General features: G+C 71.3%; 15 protein-coding genes and 1 other RNA gene. 12 read left to right on the top strand and 4 right to left on the bottom strand.

The genetic code is table 11. From position 1 onward, the window contains the following. Positions 1–204: 204 nt before the first annotated feature. From CFW40_RS12795 to CFW40_RS12780, 4 genes are all read left to right on the top strand, one after another. Entirely contained in the window at positions 205–1,866 is a 1,662-nt protein-coding gene (locus CFW40_RS12795) for a serine/threonine-protein kinase (protein WP_088797905.1), read from the top strand. A gap of 308 nt (positions 1,867–2,174) precedes the next feature. Then, the gene (locus CFW40_RS12790) at positions 2,175–3,482 is read left to right on the top strand and encodes a serine/threonine-protein kinase (RefSeq protein ID WP_088797904.1); all 1,308 of its coding nucleotides are present in this window, start codon (positions 2,175–2,177) and stop codon (positions 3,480–3,482) included. 168 nt (positions 3,483–3,650) lie between these two features. Next, the gene (prfB, locus tag CFW40_RS12785; RefSeq protein ID WP_088797903.1) at positions 3,651–4,757 is read left to right on the top strand and encodes a peptide chain release factor 2; all 1,107 of its coding nucleotides are present in this window, start codon (positions 3,651–3,653) and stop codon (positions 4,755–4,757) included. A 323-nt stretch (positions 4,758–5,080) separates the two neighbouring features. Then, entirely contained in the window at positions 5,081–5,947 is an 867-nt protein-coding gene (locus CFW40_RS12780) for a hypothetical protein (protein WP_088797902.1), read from the top strand. A gap of 167 nt (positions 5,948–6,114) precedes the next feature. Here the strand turns inward: CFW40_RS12780 and CFW40_RS12775 are convergent, their stop codons facing one another. Then, the gene (locus tag CFW40_RS12775) at positions 6,115–6,309 is read right to left on the bottom strand and encodes a hypothetical protein (RefSeq protein ID WP_088797901.1); all 195 of its coding nucleotides are present in this window, start codon (positions 6,307–6,309) and stop codon (positions 6,115–6,117) included. Positions 6,310–6,558: 249 nt separating this feature from the next. Between CFW40_RS12775 and ftsE the strand changes: the two genes are divergently transcribed. The 5 genes from ftsE (at position 6,559) to ssrA (ending at position 10,500) form a co-directional block, all read left to right on the top strand. Continuing rightward, entirely contained in the window at positions 6,559–7,248 is a 690-nt protein-coding gene (gene ftsE / locus CFW40_RS12770; protein WP_018091242.1) for a cell division ATP-binding protein FtsE, read from the top strand. 32 nt (positions 7,249–7,280) lie between these two features. Next, entirely contained in the window at positions 7,281–8,195 is a 915-nt protein-coding gene (ftsX, locus tag CFW40_RS12765) for a permease-like cell division protein FtsX (protein ID WP_088797900.1), read from the top strand. A 68-nt stretch (positions 8,196–8,263) separates the two neighbouring features. Next, positions 8,264–9,481 carry a S41 family peptidase gene (locus CFW40_RS12760; RefSeq protein WP_088797899.1) on the top strand — a complete coding sequence of 406 codons (1,218 nt, stop codon included), beginning with the start codon at positions 8,264–8,266 and terminating at the stop codon, positions 9,479–9,481. 18 nt (positions 9,482–9,499) lie between these two features. After that, on the top strand, positions 9,500–9,997 hold the full coding sequence (gene smpB / locus CFW40_RS12755) for an SsrA-binding protein SmpB (RefSeq protein ID WP_088797898.1): 498 nt from the start codon (positions 9,500–9,502) through the stop codon (positions 9,995–9,997). A gap of 133 nt (positions 9,998–10,130) precedes the next feature. Beyond that, positions 10,131–10,500: a transfer-messenger RNA gene (ssrA, locus tag CFW40_RS12750) on the top strand. Here ssrA and CFW40_RS12745 read toward each other — a convergent pair. After that, on the bottom strand, positions 10,499–11,839 hold the full coding sequence (locus CFW40_RS12745; RefSeq protein ID WP_176956515.1) for an MFS transporter: 1,341 nt from the start codon (positions 11,837–11,839) through the stop codon (positions 10,499–10,501). The genes ssrA and CFW40_RS12745 overlap by 2 nt on opposite strands. Before the next feature lie 143 nt (positions 11,840–11,982). On the opposite strand from CFW40_RS12745, the gene CFW40_RS12740 reads away from it, so the two are divergent. Together CFW40_RS12740 and CFW40_RS12735 are read left to right on the top strand one after the other, a co-directional pair. Then, the gene (locus CFW40_RS12740; RefSeq protein ID WP_088797897.1) at positions 11,983–12,957 is read left to right on the top strand and encodes a LysR family transcriptional regulator; all 975 of its coding nucleotides are present in this window, start codon (positions 11,983–11,985) and stop codon (positions 12,955–12,957) included. A 112-nt stretch (positions 12,958–13,069) separates the two neighbouring features. Next, the gene (locus CFW40_RS12735; RefSeq protein WP_256331492.1) at positions 13,070–13,609 is read left to right on the top strand and encodes a DUF4232 domain-containing protein; all 540 of its coding nucleotides are present in this window, start codon (positions 13,070–13,072) and stop codon (positions 13,607–13,609) included. A gap of 20 nt (positions 13,610–13,629) precedes the next feature. On the opposite strand, the gene CFW40_RS12730 is transcribed toward CFW40_RS12735, so the two are convergent. Beyond that, the gene (locus CFW40_RS12730) at positions 13,630–13,830 is read right to left on the bottom strand and encodes a DUF397 domain-containing protein (protein ID WP_088797895.1); all 201 of its coding nucleotides are present in this window, start codon (positions 13,828–13,830) and stop codon (positions 13,630–13,632) included. Further along, positions 13,827–14,420 (bottom strand): DUF5753 domain-containing protein, encoded by a 594-nt coding sequence (locus CFW40_RS12725; protein WP_088797894.1) that lies wholly within the window; start codon positions 14,418–14,420, stop codon positions 13,827–13,829. Before CFW40_RS12725 ends, CFW40_RS12730 begins: the two co-directional genes overlap by 4 nt. A gap of 314 nt (positions 14,421–14,734) precedes the next feature. Between CFW40_RS12725 and CFW40_RS12720 the strand changes: the two genes are divergently transcribed. Next, positions 14,735–16,222, top strand: coding sequence for a NarK/NasA family nitrate transporter (locus CFW40_RS12720; protein ID WP_088797893.1), 1,488 nt, complete (start codon positions 14,735–14,737; stop codon positions 16,220–16,222). Positions 16,223–16,326 lie beyond the last annotated feature (104 nt).

Raw genomic sequence — 16,326 nt, 5'->3', positions numbered from 1 at the left:
GCCGGGTACCAGCCGCACGCGGCAGGCAACCATCCGTTCCCCCACTGCGTCTTTCCCACAAGCCCATCCCGGGCCGACGGCCCGAAAAGTTTGTACGACGGCATTACAGTGGGCCGGACGGGCCGCGCGGAGTGGATCAGCGGAGTTGATCAACTGACCCGGCGGGCCGGGCAACGGAACCACCACGACCAGGGAGCGCATGACGTGCGGCCGGTAGGCAGCAAGTACCTGCTCGAGGAGCCGCTGGGACGCGGCGCCACGGGCACCGTCTGGCGTGCCCGCCAGCGGGAGACGGCGGGCGCCGAGGCCGCCGTGGCAGGAGAGCCCGGCGAGACGGTCGCGATCAAGGTCCTCAAGGAGGAGCTGGCGCACGACCCGGACGTGGTGATGCGCTTCCTGCGGGAGCGCTCCGTCCTGCTGCGCCTCACCCACCCGAACATCGTCCGCACCCGCGACCTCGTCGTCGAGGGCGATCTGCTCGCCCTGGTCATGGACCTGGTCGACGGCCCCGACCTGCACCGCTATCTGCGCGACAGCGGCCCCTTCAGCCCGGTGGCCGCCGCGCTGCTCACCGCCCAGATCGCCGACGCGCTGGCCGCCAGCCACGCCGACGGTGTGGTGCACCGCGACCTCAAGCCCGCCAACGTCCTGCTCGCCGGGTCGGACGGCAGCGGCGAGATGCACCCGATGCTGACCGACTTCGGCATCGCCCGCCTCGCCGACTCCCCGGGCCTGACCCGCACCCACGAATTCGTCGGCACCCCGGCCTATGTGGCGCCGGAGTCCGCCGAGGGCCGTCCGCAGACCTCCGCCGTGGACATCTACGGCGCCGGCATCCTGCTGTACGAGCTGGTCACCGGCCGTCCGCCGTTCGCCGGGTCGACCGCGCTGGAGGTGCTGCACCGCCACCTCAGCGAGGAGCCGCGCCGTCCCAGCACGCTCCCCGAGCCGCTGTGGACGGTTATCGAGCGCTGTCTGCGCAAGCGCCCCGAGGAGCGGCCCAGCGCCGAAAACCTCGCCCGTGCGCTCCGCACCGTGGCGGACGGTATCGGGGTGCACGCCACCCCGGCCGCGGCCGAGGCCGCGCTCGGCGTCGCCGCGCTGCTCGCCCCCGACCCCGCGCCCGCGACCGTCCCCGGAACGGGCGCCGACGGCAGCCAGGGCGCCGGAGGCGACGCCGACCCCACCCAGGTGCTCCCCTCCGGTGCCGGTTCGTACGACCCGGCCGCGGCGACCAGCGTGCTCCCGTCCACCGGCGGTCCGGGCGGCCCGGGCCACGGCGGTCCCGGCGGGCCGGGCGCCGACCCGACCCGCGCCATGCCGCCGATGCCCATGGGCGCACCGGCCGGCGGGCCGCAGAACCCCGACAACCCCCATCCCTGGGAATCCCAGATGCGGGCCGCGCGCGACCGCAACGAACAGACCCAGGTGCAGTATCTGGATCCCGCCGAGGACCCGCTGCGCCGTCGCCCGCAGCGCCAGGCCGCTCCCCAGCAGCAGCCGCAGCGCCAGCAGCAGCCCCAGTACCGCCAGTCCGCTCCGGCGCCGTACGCGCAGCAGCAGCCGCAGGCCCCCCAGCGCCGCCAGGAGCCGCCGCCGCAGCGCTACGAACCACAGCGGCGGCCCGAGCCGGAGCCCCGGCCCCGGCGCGAGCCCCGTCAGCGCAGCGCCAACCCGATGAAGATCCCGGGACTGGGCTGCCTCAAGGGCTGCCTGTTCACGCTGATCCTGCTGTTCGTGGCGGCCTGGCTGGTCTGGGAGCTGACCCCGCTCCAGGAGTGGATCGGCACGACGCGGGGCTTCTTCTCGCAGGTCGGGCACGTCTTCCACAGCGTGCAGCAGTTCGTGCAGAAATTCGGCGGCTGACGCCGTCCGCCCGCGGGCTCACCGCGCGGGCACCCGGACTTGTTCCGGACGGTCATCAACGGGCCCGGTCCGCCTCTCCGCAGGCGGACCGGGCCCGCGCCACGCCCCCCATGAACCGCCCCATGAACCGCCTCGTCCACCTGCCCGCGAACCCACCCAGTGGATTTATCGACTTCTGACGGTCAATTTCGCTCACAGAAGTGAAGGTTGCCACGTTCCGGGGCACGGAACCCCCTGGCACCCGCGTAGCTTTGACGCCAACCTCAGCCCCCGCAGGACGCTCGGGGGCCCGACACGTCGGAGCAGTCTTGGCACGGAAGATCGGCAGCCGGTACACCGCCCACCAGATCCTGGGGCGCGGCAGTGCCGGCACGGTATGGCTGGGCGAGGGTCCCGAAGGGGCCGTGGCCATCAAGCTGTTGCGTGAGGATCTCGCCTCCGACCAGGAACTCGTCGGCCGTTTCGTGCAGGAGCGGGCGGCGCTGCTGAGCCTGGAGGACCCGCATGTCGTCGGCGTCCGTGACCTCGTCGTCGACGGCAACGACCTCGCGCTGGTCATGGACCTCGTCCGGGGCACCGATCTGCGCACCCGTCTGGAGCGCGAACGCCGGCTGGCCCCGGAGGCCGCCGTCGCGATCGCCGCCGATGTCGCCGACGGGCTCGCCGCGGCGCACGCCGCCCGGATCGTGCACCGCGACGTGAAGCCCGAGAACGTGCTGCTGGACATGCAGGGGCAGCTGGGCCCCGGCGGTGCACACCCCGCCCTGCTCACCGACTTCGGCATCGCCCGGCTCGTCGACTCGCCGCGCCGGACCCTCCAGCCCCCGGCAGGGGGGAGCTCAGGATCGCTCCGCTCGGCCAAGGTCATCGGCACCCCCGACTACCTCGCCCCGGAGATCATCGAAGGCCTCCCGCCGCGCGCCTCCGTGGACGTCTATGCGCTGGCGACCGTCCTGTACGAGCTGCTGGCCGGGTTCACGCCGTTCGGCGGCGGGCACCCCGGGGCGGTGCTGCGCCGCCATGTGACCGAGAGCGTGGCGCCGCTGCCCGGCATCCCGGACGAGCTGTGGCAGCTGCTGCTGCAGTGCCTGGCCAAGGCGCCGGCCTCCCGCCTGCGCGCCCCCGAGCTCGCCGCCCGGCTGCGCGAGCTGCTGCCCGGCCTGGCTGGTATCCCGCCGCTGGACATCGACGAGCCGGAGGAGGAGCAGCCGGAGGAGGAACAGGAGAGCCCCGCCGCCTCCCGTGAGGAGCCGTTCCACCCGTCCCCGCACCCGGGGGAGGCCACCCCGCCGCGCGGCGCCGTCCCGCTGGTCCAGGGCGCGGTCCCCGACTCCAACCGGGAGACGCACACCAGCATGCGGGTCCCCGGGCCGGACGAGCTGGCGGGCGGCGCCCACGGCACCGCCCGTGCCCCGCGTGCCGCCGGGGAACGCCGGGCGGGCTCGGCCCGGCACCGCTCGTCGCCGGACGCGGTGCGCCGCCGCCGGATCAAGCTCGGTGCGGCCGCCGCCGCGGTGGTCGTGGCGGCCGGTCTGGGCGGCTGGCTGGCCTCGGGCGACGACACGGCGGGGGACGCCACACCGGGCGTCCAGCAGCCGGACCCCGGCACCCCGTAGGGGCCCCGCAGCGCCGCCGACGGGCCCGGGAAGGACCGCCCGGCCCCGGCCTGGGCCGGTGCGCGGGGCCGCGCCCGGCCTGCGGGGGATCTGCCGCCCGCGGTTTCCGGCAGGTCCGACCTGCCGGGGCCGGGTCACGCTGACGGCGGCAGCCGTTAGGCTGGGTGCGTGGCAGTCGTCGATGTATCCGAAGAGCTGAAGTCCCTCTCCTCGACCATGGGGTCGATCGAGGCCGTCCTGGACCTCGACAAGATGAGGGCCGATGTCGCCGTGCTCGAGGAGCAGGCCGCGGCGCCGTCCCTGTGGGACGACCCGGAGAACGCACAGAAGATCACCAGTCGGCTGTCCTACCTCCAGGGCCAGCTGCGCAAGGCCGAGGATCTGCGCGGCCGGGTCGACGACGTCGAGGTGCTCTTCGAGCTCGCCGAGGCCGAGGGCGACGAGGACGCGCGGGCCGAGGCCGAGGCCGAGCTGACCGCCGTCCGCAAGGCGGTCGACGAGCTGGAGGTCCGTACCCTCCTGTCCGGCGAGTACGACTCCCGTGAGGCGGTCGTCAACATCCGTGCCGAGGCCGGTGGCGTGGACGCCGCCGACTTCGCCGAGAAGCTGCAGCGCATGTATCTGCGCTGGGCCGAGCGGCACGGCTACAAGACCGAGCTCTACGAGACCTCGTACGCGGAAGAGGCCGGCATCAAGTCGACCACCTTCGCCGTCCAGGTCCCGTACGCCTACGGCACGCTCTCCGTCGAGCAGGGCACGCACCGCCTGGTGCGCATCTCGCCGTTCGACAACCAGGGCCGCCGCCAGACGTCGTTCGCCGGCGTCGAGGTGCTGCCCGTCGTGGAGCAGACCGACCACATCGAGATCGACGAGTCCGAGCTGCGGGTGGACGTCTACCGCTCCTCCGGCCCCGGCGGCCAGGGCGTCAACACCACCGACTCCGCGGTCCGGCTGACGCACATCCCCACCGGCATCGTGGTCTCCTGCCAGAACGAGCGCTCGCAGATCCAGAACAAGGCGACCGCGATGAACGTCCTCCAGGCCAAGCTCCTCGAGCGCCGCCGCCAGGAGGAGCAGGCCAAGATGGACGCGCTCAAGGGCGACGGCGGCAACTCCTGGGGCAACCAGATGCGTTCCTACGTCCTGCACCCGTACCAGATGGTCAAGGACCTGCGGACCGAATTCGAGGTCGGCAACCCCAGCGCGGTACTGGACGGCGACATCGACGGCTTCCTGGAGGCCGGCATCCGCTGGCGCAAGCAGCAGGAGAAGTAACGCGCCACGGCCTGTCCGAAAGCGAAACAACTGCTTCCTTCCGGGAGGCAGTTGTTTTTGCTGTGGCGGTTTGGTCACAGTCGTATGTCCATGTACCGCCCACTGCTTGTCAATTCGGGCATCGGGACTTTATTCGGCCTTGACGATGATGGCCGAACTGGGAAGGCTGAGCGCGGCATGCGTATGTCTGGGGCGCGTGTAAGAACGGGGAATTGAGCGGCCCGCCCGTAGTGCGGAGCCGAGGCTCGTGCACCCCGACATCGGCTCGTCGCCCCGTACAGCGGTGCACCCATGACGAGTTCAGCTACTGGGGGTAGCAGTACATGACGAAGAAGACGCGGCTGCGCGTAGCGCGCATTGCGGCCGGCGCAGTGATTGCGGCCGGTGCGTCGCTCACCGCGGCCGGAGCTGCATCCGCGGCCAGCCCGGGTGAGACCGGCGGCCAGAGCGGCAGCTTGATCGGTGGGCTTTTCGGCGGAGTCCTCGGCGGCGGCAGCGGCGGTGACGACAGCACCGGCGGTACGACCGGTGGCGACGACACCACCGGCGGCGAGATCGGTGGCACCGCCGGCGGCGGCGAGATCGGCGGTGAAGACAGCACCGGCGGCATCGGTGGCGAAGACAGCACCGGTGGTCAGTCCGGCAGCACGACCGGCGGCGATGAGACCACCGGCGGGCAGTCCGGCAGCACGACCGGCGGTCCCACGACCGGTGGTCAGTCCGGCAGCACGACCGGCGGCGATGAGACCACCGGCGGCCAGACCGGCAGCACGACCGGCGGTCCCACGACCGGTGGTCAGTCCGGCAGCACGACCGGCGGCGACGAGACCACCGGTGGCCAGTCCGGCAGCACGACCGGTGGCGACGAGACCAGCGGTGGTCAGTCCGGCAGCACGACCGGTGGCGACGAGACCACCGGCGGCCAGGACGGTGGCAACTCCAGCACCGGCACCGGCACCGACAACGAGGGCACCAAGCCGATCGAGCAGCCCGGCCAGGGCAAGGAGCAGATCGCTGACACGCCCGGCCAGGCAAAGCAGCAGGCCAAGGGCGGTGAGCTGGCGGAGACCGGTTCCTCCGGCACCACCTTCCTGCTGATCGGCGCCGCGACGATGATCGCGGGCGGTGTGGGCTTCCGTGTGCTGCCCCGCCTGATCAACAAGAACGGCGGCGGCGCCGCGGCGGCCTGACGCCGGCGCGGTACAGCTGGAGGGGCCCGGGACGCACCATGCGTCCCGGGCCCCTCGGCGTTTGCGTGACGGCCGCGGAAAAACCTCGTACGGGTGGTGGGCCGGAAAGCCTCGTACGGGTGTCGGGCGGTCCGGTGTCGGGCGGTCCGGTGGTCAGACGGTGGCGGTCAGACGGCCTGGTGGAGCAGTACGCCCAGCGCTATCAACACGATCATCAGCGCCACCAGCATCGCCGGGCTGAGCTGGGCGAAGATACCGCCCGCTTGCTGCTGAAGACGTTCTCTGCTGGCCCGGCACACGGGGCAGCGGCCCTCGTTCACAGGGGCCGCGCAATTGGCGCACACCAGTCGGTCGTACGTCATGCGACCTCCTTCTCCACTGCACCAACGCACCGGGGGGCGCATTGGTTCCCTCTCCCACTGTGCCAGCTCACGGCGCAAACGGCGCGCCCCGCGAAATTGTGCGCCTTTTGTCCCGTAGGTGCCGTGAATAACCGCACCAACCGCCTACGCCGACTGGGCCGCCCTGCGAGGTTCGCGTATGGTCACGCACACCGACGGGAGCCGCAACTCGGCAACCGTGCCCCTATTCAGGTCGACCGTGGTGCATCAGTGATCCGATTCGACAACGTCTCCAAGACTTACCCGAAGCAGAACCGCCCTGCACTCAGGGATGTCTCCCTCGAGATCGAGCGCGGCGAGTTCGTCTTCCTGGTGGGCTCCTCGGGCTCCGGTAAGTCCACCTTCCTGAGGCTGCTGCTGCGCGAGGAGCGCGCCAGTCACGGCCATGTGCACGTCCTCGGCAAGGACCTCGGGAAGCTCTCCAACTGGAAGGTCCCGCAGATGCGGCGCCAGGTGGGCACGGTCTTCCAGGACTTCCGGCTGCTCCCCAACAAGACCGTGGGGGAGAATGTCGCCTTTGCCCTCGAGGTGATCGGCAAGCCGCGCGGCCAGATCCGCAAGACGGTTCCCGAGGTCCTCGAACTCGTCGGACTCGGCGGCAAAGAGGACCGTATGCCGGGTGAGCTCTCCGGCGGTGAGCAGCAGCGCGTCGCCATCGCACGGGCCTTCGTCAACCGCCCGATGCTGCTCATCGCGGACGAGCCCACCGGCAACCTCGACCCGCAGACCTCGGTCGGCATCATGAAGCTGCTGGACCGGATCAACCGGACCGGTACGACGGTGGTCATGGCCACCCACGACCAGCAGATCGTCGACCAGATGCGCAAGCGGGTCATGGAACTCGAGAAGGGCCGGCTCGTACGCGACCAGTCGCGCGGCGTGTACGGCTACCAGCACTAAGCGTGTACGGCCCCCAGTACTGAAAGGACGCCATGCGCGCCCAGTTCGTCCTGTCGGAGATCGGCGTCGGTCTCCGCCGAAACCTCACGATGACCTTCGCCGTCATCGTCTCCGTAGCCCTCTCGCTGGGCCTGTTCGGCGCCTCGCTGCTGATGCGCGACCAGGTCAGCACGATGAAGGGCTACTGGTACGACAAGGTCAACGTCTCCATCTTCTTCTGCAACAAGAACGATGCCGACACCGGCACCAACTGCGCCAAGGGCGCGGCCACCCAGCAGCAGAAGAACGACATCAAGGCCGAGCTCGACCGGCTGCCGATCGTGCAGAAGCCGGTGGTGTACGAGTCCAGCGACCAGGCCTACAAGCACTACAAGGAGCAGTTCGGCGATACGCCGGTGGCCGGAGTGGTGACGCCGGACCAGCTGCCCGAGTCCTTCCGCGTCAAGCTCAAGGACCCGACGAAGTACGCCGTCATCAAGTCGGCGTTCTCCGAGCGGCCCGGTGTCCAGGAAGTGCAGGATCAACGGGACACCGTCGAGCCGCTGTTCAACCTCCTCAACGGCATGAACATCGCCGCGATAGTCGTGATGGCGCTGATGCTCGTCGTTGCGCTGATGCTGATCGTCAACACCGTCCGGGTGTCGGCGTTCAGCAGGCGCAGGGAGACCGGGATCATGCGGCTGGTGGGAGCGTCCAGCTTCTACATCCAGATGCCGTTCATCCTGGAGGCCGCCATTGCGGGGCTGCTGGGCGCGGCCTTCGCCTGTGTGCTGCTGGTCGGCGGCAAGTACGCCCTCATCAACAACTGGCTGGCGAAGAAGATCCAGGTGGTCAACTTCATCGGCTGGGACTCGGTGGCGGCGGTCCTCCCGCTGGTCCTCCTGATCGGGCTGCTGATGCCCGCGCTCGCCGCGTTCTTCGCGTTGCGCAAGTACCTCAAGGTGTGAGCTTTGCCAAGGGGCGCCGTACGGTCAACTTGCCGTACGGCGCCTTTTCGTCCCCTAGACTCACCGGCATGCCGGGCCCGTGTTCGTACGACCGGCCCCGCCGCATTCGCCGCGGGGCGGCCCTGACGTTGTTCCTCGCCGGCGTGCTCGCCACCGGCGCGGCGACCGGCACCTGGAGCGAGGATGGCCGGGGCGCGGAGCGTCCCGCACCGGCCGGCGCGGCGTCCGGCGGACGGGTCCCCGAGGCCGCCACCGCGGACCGCGCGGCCGTCGAGCGGGCCGCTTCCGAGGCCGTCGAGGACGGCAAGTCCGGTGCGCAGGCCGCCGCGGACGTGGTCAGCCGCAGCGGCGACCGCTGGTCGACGATCTACAGCGCGGGCGAGTTCAAGGATTTCCAGGCGCAGTTGGACGGCGGCTACGTCGGCGTCGGGCTCTGGGTGCGCCAGGCGTCCCACGGCCGGATCGAGGTGTCCCGGGTCCAGCCCGGCGGACCCGCCGCGCGTGCCGGTATCGCGGTGGGCGACCGGCTGCGCGCCGTCGACGGCCGCCCGTCCCGGGGCGCACCGGTCACCGAGGTCGTCGCCCGCCTGCGGGGCGTCGCCACCGGCGGCTCCCGTCAGCCCGCCGCCGCTGCCGGCACCCCCGTGACGCTGGACCTGCAGCGCGGCACCCGCCGCTGGTCGGCCACCTTGCACCGCACCCGGCTCAGATCCCACAACGTCGTCATCGACCGTCCCGCCGGTGCGCACGGCCCGACCCGCGTCAAGATCTCGGCGTTCGGCAAGGGCACCGGCGCGGTGGTCCGCCGGGCGGTGCGCCGCGCCTCACCCCAGGGCGGCATGCTGCTCGATCTGCGCGGCAACACCGGCGGCCTGGTCACCGAGGCGGTGGCCACCGCCTCCGCCTTCCTCGACGGCGGTCTGGTCGCGACGTACGACGTCCGCGGCAGCCAGCGCGCGCTGTACGCCCGGCGCGGCGGCAATACCCGTATCCCCCTGGTCGTCCTGGTCGACGGCGGCACGATGAGCGCCGCCGAGCTGCTGTCCGGCGCGCTCCAGGACCGGGGGCGGGCGCTCGTGGTGGGTTCGAGGACCTTCGGCAAGGGCTCGGTGCAGATGCCCAGCACCCTGGCGGACGGTTCGGTCGCCGAGCTGACCGTCGGCCACTACCGCACGCCGTCCGGCCGCAATGTCGACGGCGACGGCCTCGCCCCGGATGTCATGGTCGGATCCGGGGCGGAGAAACGGGCCCGCACGGTATTGAGTGGCCTCGGGGGCGGGGCGTAGTGCGAAAATGGCCGCACTATGGCTAAGGACAAGGGCAAGGACAAGAACCCCGGGCGCAAGCTCGTGGCGCAGCACAAGAAGGCGCGGCACGACTACCACATTCTGGACACCTATGAGTGTGGCCTGGTACTGACCGGCACCGAGGTGAAGTCGCTGCGGCAGGGCCGGGCGTCGCTGGTGGACGGTTTCATCCAGATCGACCGGGGCGAGGCCTGGCTGCACAACGTGCACATCCCCGAATACGCCCAGGGCACCTGGACCAACCACAGCGCGCGGCGCAAGCGGAAGCTGCTGATGCACCGCGCCGAGATCGACAAGCTGGAGTCCAAGAGCCAGGAGTCGGGGCACACGATCGTGCCGCTGGCCCTCTATTTCAAGGACGGCCGGGCCAAGGTCGAGATCGCCCTGGCCAAGGGCAAGAAGGAGTACGACAAGCGGCAGACGCTCCGCGAGCAGCAGGACCGCCGCGAGACGGACCGGGCCATCTCGGCGGCCCGGCGGCGGCAGCGGGCCTGAGCTGCCCGTACGGGCTCGTACGGGCAGCTCAGGCCGGTGGGCCGGGGAATGCGCTGGCAACGGCGTGCGTTGTTCCCGTACGATGGGAGCACACCCCACGAGGGGTGTGGGTACCACCTTGATAAATCAACATGGGGATGATCGGTTTCGACAGCGGATGTCGAAGCAGGGGAAGCGAGTCGAGGAAGCGGCAATGATCTCGTTAACCATATGTCGCAACCAATAATCGCCAACACCAAGCGCGATTCCTTCGCCCTCGCTGCCTAAGTAGCGACTTGCGAAGTGTCAGCCCGGGGGTGTTCCCGACCCGGATCCTGGCATCAGCTAGGGAACTAAACTTCTAGACCCGGTCACGGGGTTCAGAAGGAAATCAAACAGTGGCTGAGCCCGTCGGAGACTTGTTCGCGTGATCTCCGGGGCCGAGAAAATCGCAGCGAACTGCACTCGGAGAAGCCCTGATTCCGCACCGTTGGACGCGGGTTCGATTCCCGCCATCTCCACTCATCCCATGTGAGGCCCAGGCCCCGCCGTCCCAGGACGGCGGGGCCTCGGTCGTTTGCGCGCCGTGAGCAGGGTGACGGCCGCCGCGAGGGCGGCCGCCGCCGCGGGCACCCCGTAGGCCGCGCCCGCTCCGCCCAGGTGGTCGGCCGCCCAGCCGCCGCCCGCCGATCCGGCCGCGATCCCGCCCAGCAGAGCGGTCACGGCGAGCGTCATGCCCTCGTTGAGCCGGCCGGGCGGCGTCAGCGACTGGACGAGTCCCATGCCGGTGACCATGGTCGGCGCGGTCGCCATACCGGCCAGGAGGAGCGCGACGGCCAGCGGCGCCGGGCCCCCTGTCGTGGCCGCGAGCAGCGGGAGCAGCATCAGGGCCGCCATCGCCGCGGTGCAGCCGAGGAAGCGGTGACGGGCCTGGTCCGTCTGCCGCAGCAGGCCGTAGAGCAGCCCGGCCGCGCAGGAGCCTGCCGCCTGCAGGGCGAGCAGTCCGCCCGCCGCGGACCGCAGGCCGTGCCCGTCGGCGAAGGCGATCGTCACGACCTCCAGGGAGCCGAAGACCGCGCCGGTGGCAAGGAAGGTGGCCAGGAGCGGCGGCAGCCCCGGCAGGCGCAAGGGGGAGCGGGTTCTGCCGGTGGCCGGGGCCGGCGCCACGGGGGGTTCGGTGCGGCGCTGGGCCGCGAACAGCAGCATCCCGGTCAGCAGCAGTGCCGCGGCCACCGCCGTGCCCGCCTCCGGGACGACGGTGGTGCACAGCAGCGTGGCGAGCACCGGTCCCAGCAGGAAGCACAGCTCGTCGGCGGCCTGTTCGAAGGAGTTGGCGGTGTGCCGGGCGGCCGGGTCGTCGCGGAAGAGGTGCGCCCAGCGGGCCCGGGACAGCCCGCCGGTGTTGGGGGTGGTGGCGGTGGCCGCGTAACAGGCGAAGAGGGTCCAGTCGGGCGCGCCGTAGTGGACGCACAGGAGCAGGGCCAGCGAGCCGAGGACGGCGAGCGCGGTGGCCGGGACCGCGACCCGGGCCTGGCCGTGACGGTCGACCAGCCGGGCGGTCCACGGCCCGGCCAGCGCCGTCGCCGCCAGCCCGCTCGCGGTGACCGCTCCGGCCAGCGCGTAGGAACCACGCGTGCCGGCGATCATCAGCACCGCGCTGACGCTGAGCATCCCCATGGGCAGCCGGGCCACCAGGTTGGCGGCCGTGAAGGCGCGGGTGCCGGGGACGGCGAAGATCCGGCGATAGGGGGAGAGCGGACGGAAGCGGGTGCGGAGGCGGGTGCGCCGCGGGGCCGGGCGTACGGGCCGTGCCGGGCGAACGGGCGGGGCCGTGACCGGGCGGGCGGCGAGGAAGAGGATCATGCCTCTACGGTCGCCGTCGCGGATGTCGCCCGTCCAACACCTGGTCAGCGGCCATTCACGCGCCTGCGTTGTCAATGTGCGCGCGCCCTGTGCAGGGGACCTCGGCCCGCGCCGGCAGGGAACGCTGCTGCCAGGATGACCCGATGCCGTACGACATCGATCCGCGTCTGCTCCGCGCCTTCCTCGCCGTCGCCGAGGAACTGCACTTCACCCGTGCCGCCGCCCGGCTCTACGTCGCCCAGCAGGCGCTGAGCCGCGACATCCGGCGCCTGGAGCGGGAGTTGGGCACCGCGCTGTTCGTACGGACCACCCGCCAGGTCTCCCTGACGGCGGACGGGACACGGCTGCTGCCGCTCGCCCGGCAGGTGCTGACCGCGCACGACGAGCTGGCCGGAGCGTTCCGGGCCGCCCCCGAGCGGCCGCTGCTGGTGGATGTGGGGGTGCCGATCGGTACCGCCCACGGGGTGCTGGAGGCGGCCAGGGGCCGGGTGCCGGACAGCTGTGAGCTGGTCGCCCGCTTCCACAGCGGGCTGACGGGCGCGGCGTCCGAGGTGGCGGCCGGCCGCCTCGATGTCTCCTTCGGCCGGATCGCGGCGCTGCCGCCCGGCACACGCGCCGGTCTCGACCATCAGCCGGTCCGGCTGGAGCCGATGGCGGTCCTGCTGCGCGAGGATCATCCCCTGGCCGCACGGCCCGCCGTCGCCCTCGCCGACCTGGCCGGCGAAACGCTCTACGCGGCCGCCGGAAATCCGCGGACCGCGGAGTGGACGGACCTGGCCGAGCGGCTGTTCGCGGGCCGCGGCATCGCGGCCGCCGAGCCGTTCCCGGAGATCGAGGGCTCGCAGGAGTTCGTCCGGGTGGTGCGCAAGCGGGGGTGGTCGGTGCTGGCGAGTGTGGAGTTCATCGAGGTGCCGGGCATGGTGCTGCGGCCGCTCGTCGATCCCGTACCGCTCTCACCGGTCTCGATGGTGTGGCGGCGGGGCCTGCGGCATCCGGGCCTGGACGCACTGCGGGCGGCCGCCCGCGAACTGGGCGGCCGGCACGGCTGGTTGGCGCCGCCGGGGAGTGCGTGGTGGCTCCCGGAGGAGGATGCGCGGGTGATGGGTGTACGGGGGTGACCGCCTGGGGTACGCGGCGTGTGGAAGAAGATGCGGCCGCAGAGGCAACCCCGGGCGCATGAATTCTTTCCTTAACGGCGAGGAATTCTGTCCGGAACGAACAGGGGGAGCCGTGCGACGGCCTTCACATCTCGCGGTGGTGGCGGCCGCGCTGACCTTGACCGCCATGGCGGGCCTGGCCCTGGCCGGCTGCGGTTCGGCGCGGATGGCGCCGCTGCACGCCAAGTGCACGACCAAGGGCTTGCGCTGGACGCTCACCGTCCTCAAGAAGAAGCCGCACACCGTACAGCGCGAGGCCCGGCTGTCGATCGCCAACAAGGGCGCGGGCCCCTGTGTGTTCCACGGCTTCCCGGCCTTCGAGGTCCATCTCGGCAAGGGGCCCGAATCCGATGCCCAGGGGCACGGCAAGACCCTGCCGATAGACCTGGGGCGCGGCGGCACCCTCACGGCCCCCCTGCGCTACATGGACTGCCCCGCCGGCACCCCGCCGAACGCCGCCATGGTCACCAACGACCTCGCCGTGGTGTCCGCGCCCCGCGACTACCCCGGCCGGCAGGCGGTCGTGGCACGCGACGAGAAGGGCAAGCGCCTGCGGATGACGCTCTGTGCGAACCGGATATGGATGGGACCGCCGCGGGAGTCGGCCGAGTAGACGCGGTTGCGTAGGCCCGGTTATGGGGCTGTTGTGGCGGCAGCGGTACGTGCGGCGTACGACGTGAACGAGGCCCAGGCGCCCGGCGAGAAGCCGAGGTGCGGGCCCTGGGGGTCCTTGGAGTCGCGGACGTGGATGGTGGAGGGGTGGGTGGCGACCTCTACGCAGTTGCCGCCCTCTTCGGTGCTGTAGCTGGACTTGAACCACGTCAGGTCGGTCATCGCTCTCCTAGCAGCCGGTCCAGCAGGCTAATCGTTTCGGAGTCGCTGAGAGCCTGCATTCGCAGCATTCCATACTTCTGAGCGAGGACGCTGACGTCGTCGAGGTCGTCGTAGAGCTCACTGCTGCGGTGGATCTCGGTGTAGGCGAGGTGCTGATGATCCTGGGTTTCCAGGAGTACGAAGGGGCCTGCCAGCCCGGCGTGATGTTCGCGCTTCAAAGGCAGGATCTGAAGGGATACGCCGTTGAGTTCCGCGCAGTGACGCAGATGGGAGATCTGGCCCCGCATGACCTCGCGGCCCCCGATATTGCTCAGCAAGACGGCCTCGGAGATGACGAAACTGGCGGTGACGGGGTCCTGCTGGTTCAGGATCTGCTGACGCTCCAGTCGGTCCGTGACGCTCTGTTCGCCCTCCTCCTCGCTGAGGTGCGGGATCTTGCTGCGGAACGTGGCGCATACATAGCCCTCGGTCTGCAGTAGGCCGGGGATGACACCGTTTTCGTACCAGCCGAGCGAGAGGGCCTGCTGCTCGTAGGCGATGAACTCCTCCGCCCAGATCGGATACTTGTCCTTTGGCGGCAGCTTCGCCACCCCCGCGGCCGGCGCTCCGCAGGTCTTGAGGAGCTGGTCGAACTCGGGGGAATGGCTGTCCCGTGCCTGCAGTGACGCTGAGCGCCTGGCCGATGAGGACCTGACCACGGAAGAGGACGCCTGGTGATCCGGGCGCCGTCTACCGGGTTGGTTTCGGCGATGTGGAGCGCGGGCACGGGCGGCAAGGCCCGTCCCTCACCGCCCGCGGCCCCCTCGCGTGAGTGCAAGGTTGCGTCGCCGTCACCGGGCGGCACGGTACGGAAATCCGTCGTCCCTAGCGTCGGGGAGCAGGACCCGACCCCCTGGGAGGCGCGATGACGGCCGCGGCAGCACAGACCCGTAGCGAGAAGCCTGACGACACCAATGGCGGCGGTCGTACCGACGGCCGTGCGAGGCGGGGCGGCCGGTGGATCGAGCGCTGGGACCCCGAGGACGAGGGGTTCTGGCGGGAGACGGGGGAGCGGATCGCGCGGCGGAATCTCGCCTTCTCGGTGCTCTGCGAGCACATCGGGTTCTCCGTCTGGAGCCTGTGGTCGGTGATGGTGCTGTTCATGGGGCCGGAGTACGGGATCGCACCGGCCGAGAAGTTCTTCCTGGTGGCGGTGCCGACGCTGGTGGGCGGGGTGCTGCGGGTGCCGTACACCTTCGCGGTGGCGCGGTTCGGCGGGCGCAACTGGACGGTGATGAGCGCCGCGATGCTGTTGGTGCCGACCGCCATGGCGGCGGTGGTGATGGAGCCGGGCACGTCGTACGGCACGTTCTTGCTGGTCGCGGCGCTGGCCGGGGTCGGGGGCGGGAACTTCGCCTCCTCGATGACCAACATCAACTCCTTCTATCCGCTGCGGAAGAAGGGGTGGGCGCTGGGGCTGAACGCCGGTGGCGGCAACATCGGGGTGCCGGTGATCCAGTTGCTGGGGCTGCTGGTGATCGGGACGGCGGGGGCCGCGCATCCGCGGCTCGTGCTGGCCGTCTATGTGCCGCTGATCGTCCTCGCGGCGGTGCTCGCGGCGCTGTTCATGGACAACCTGGCCCCGGTGACGAACGACACCGGGGCGGCCCTCGATGCCGCCAGGGAGCCGCACACCTGGGTGATGTCGCTGCTGTACATCGGCACGTTCGGGTCGTTCATCGGCTACAGCTTCGCCTTCGGGCTGGTGCTGCAGAACCAGTTCGCGCGTACGCCGCTGCAGGCCGCGTCGCTGACGTTCCTCGGGCCGCTGCTGGGCTCGCTGATCCGGCCGGTCGGCGGGCGGCTGGCGGACCGGTTCGGCGGCGCCCGGATCACCCTGGGCAACTTCGCGGCGATGGGCCTGGCCACGGGCATGGTGATCTATGCGTCGGCGCAGCGGTCGCTGCCGGTGTTCCTGGCCGGGTTCATCGCGCTGTTCGTGCTGTCGGGGCTCGGCAACGGCTCCACGTACAAGATGATCCCGGGGATCTTCCAGGCCCAGGCGCTGCGCCGCGGGCTGGCGAGGGAGGAGGCCGCGGTATACGGGCGGCGGCTCTCGGGGGCGGCGATGGGGCTGATCGGGGCGGTGGGCGCGCTCGGCGGGCTGGCCATCAATCTGGCCTTTCGGCAGTCGTTCCTGGTGGCCGGGTCGGGCACCCCGGCGTTCGTGTCGTTCCTGGCCTGCTATGTGGTGTGCGGGGCGGTGACCTGGGGCGTCTACCTGCGTCCCGCGGTGCGGGGGCGGCGTACGGGGCACAAGGCGCAGGCGGCGGACGGGCCGGACGGGGTGGACGGGCCGGATGCGGCGGCCGCGGCGGACGGGGAGCGGGGGCCGGTGTACGCGGAGGTGTGAGCGGCCGGGCGGGCGTGCGTGCGGGCGGGCGGTGGGGAGGCGAGGGGGCCGGTCGCCGCGCCCGCCCCCTCCCGGGCCCCTGCCCGCAGGTGTACCGGGCGTAC

This window comes from Streptomyces sp. 2114.4 (assembly GCF_900187385.1).
Lineage (GTDB): Bacteria > Actinomycetota > Actinomycetes > Streptomycetales > Streptomycetaceae > Streptomyces > Streptomyces mooreae.
This window is presented reverse-complemented; position numbering and strand designations above follow the sequence as displayed.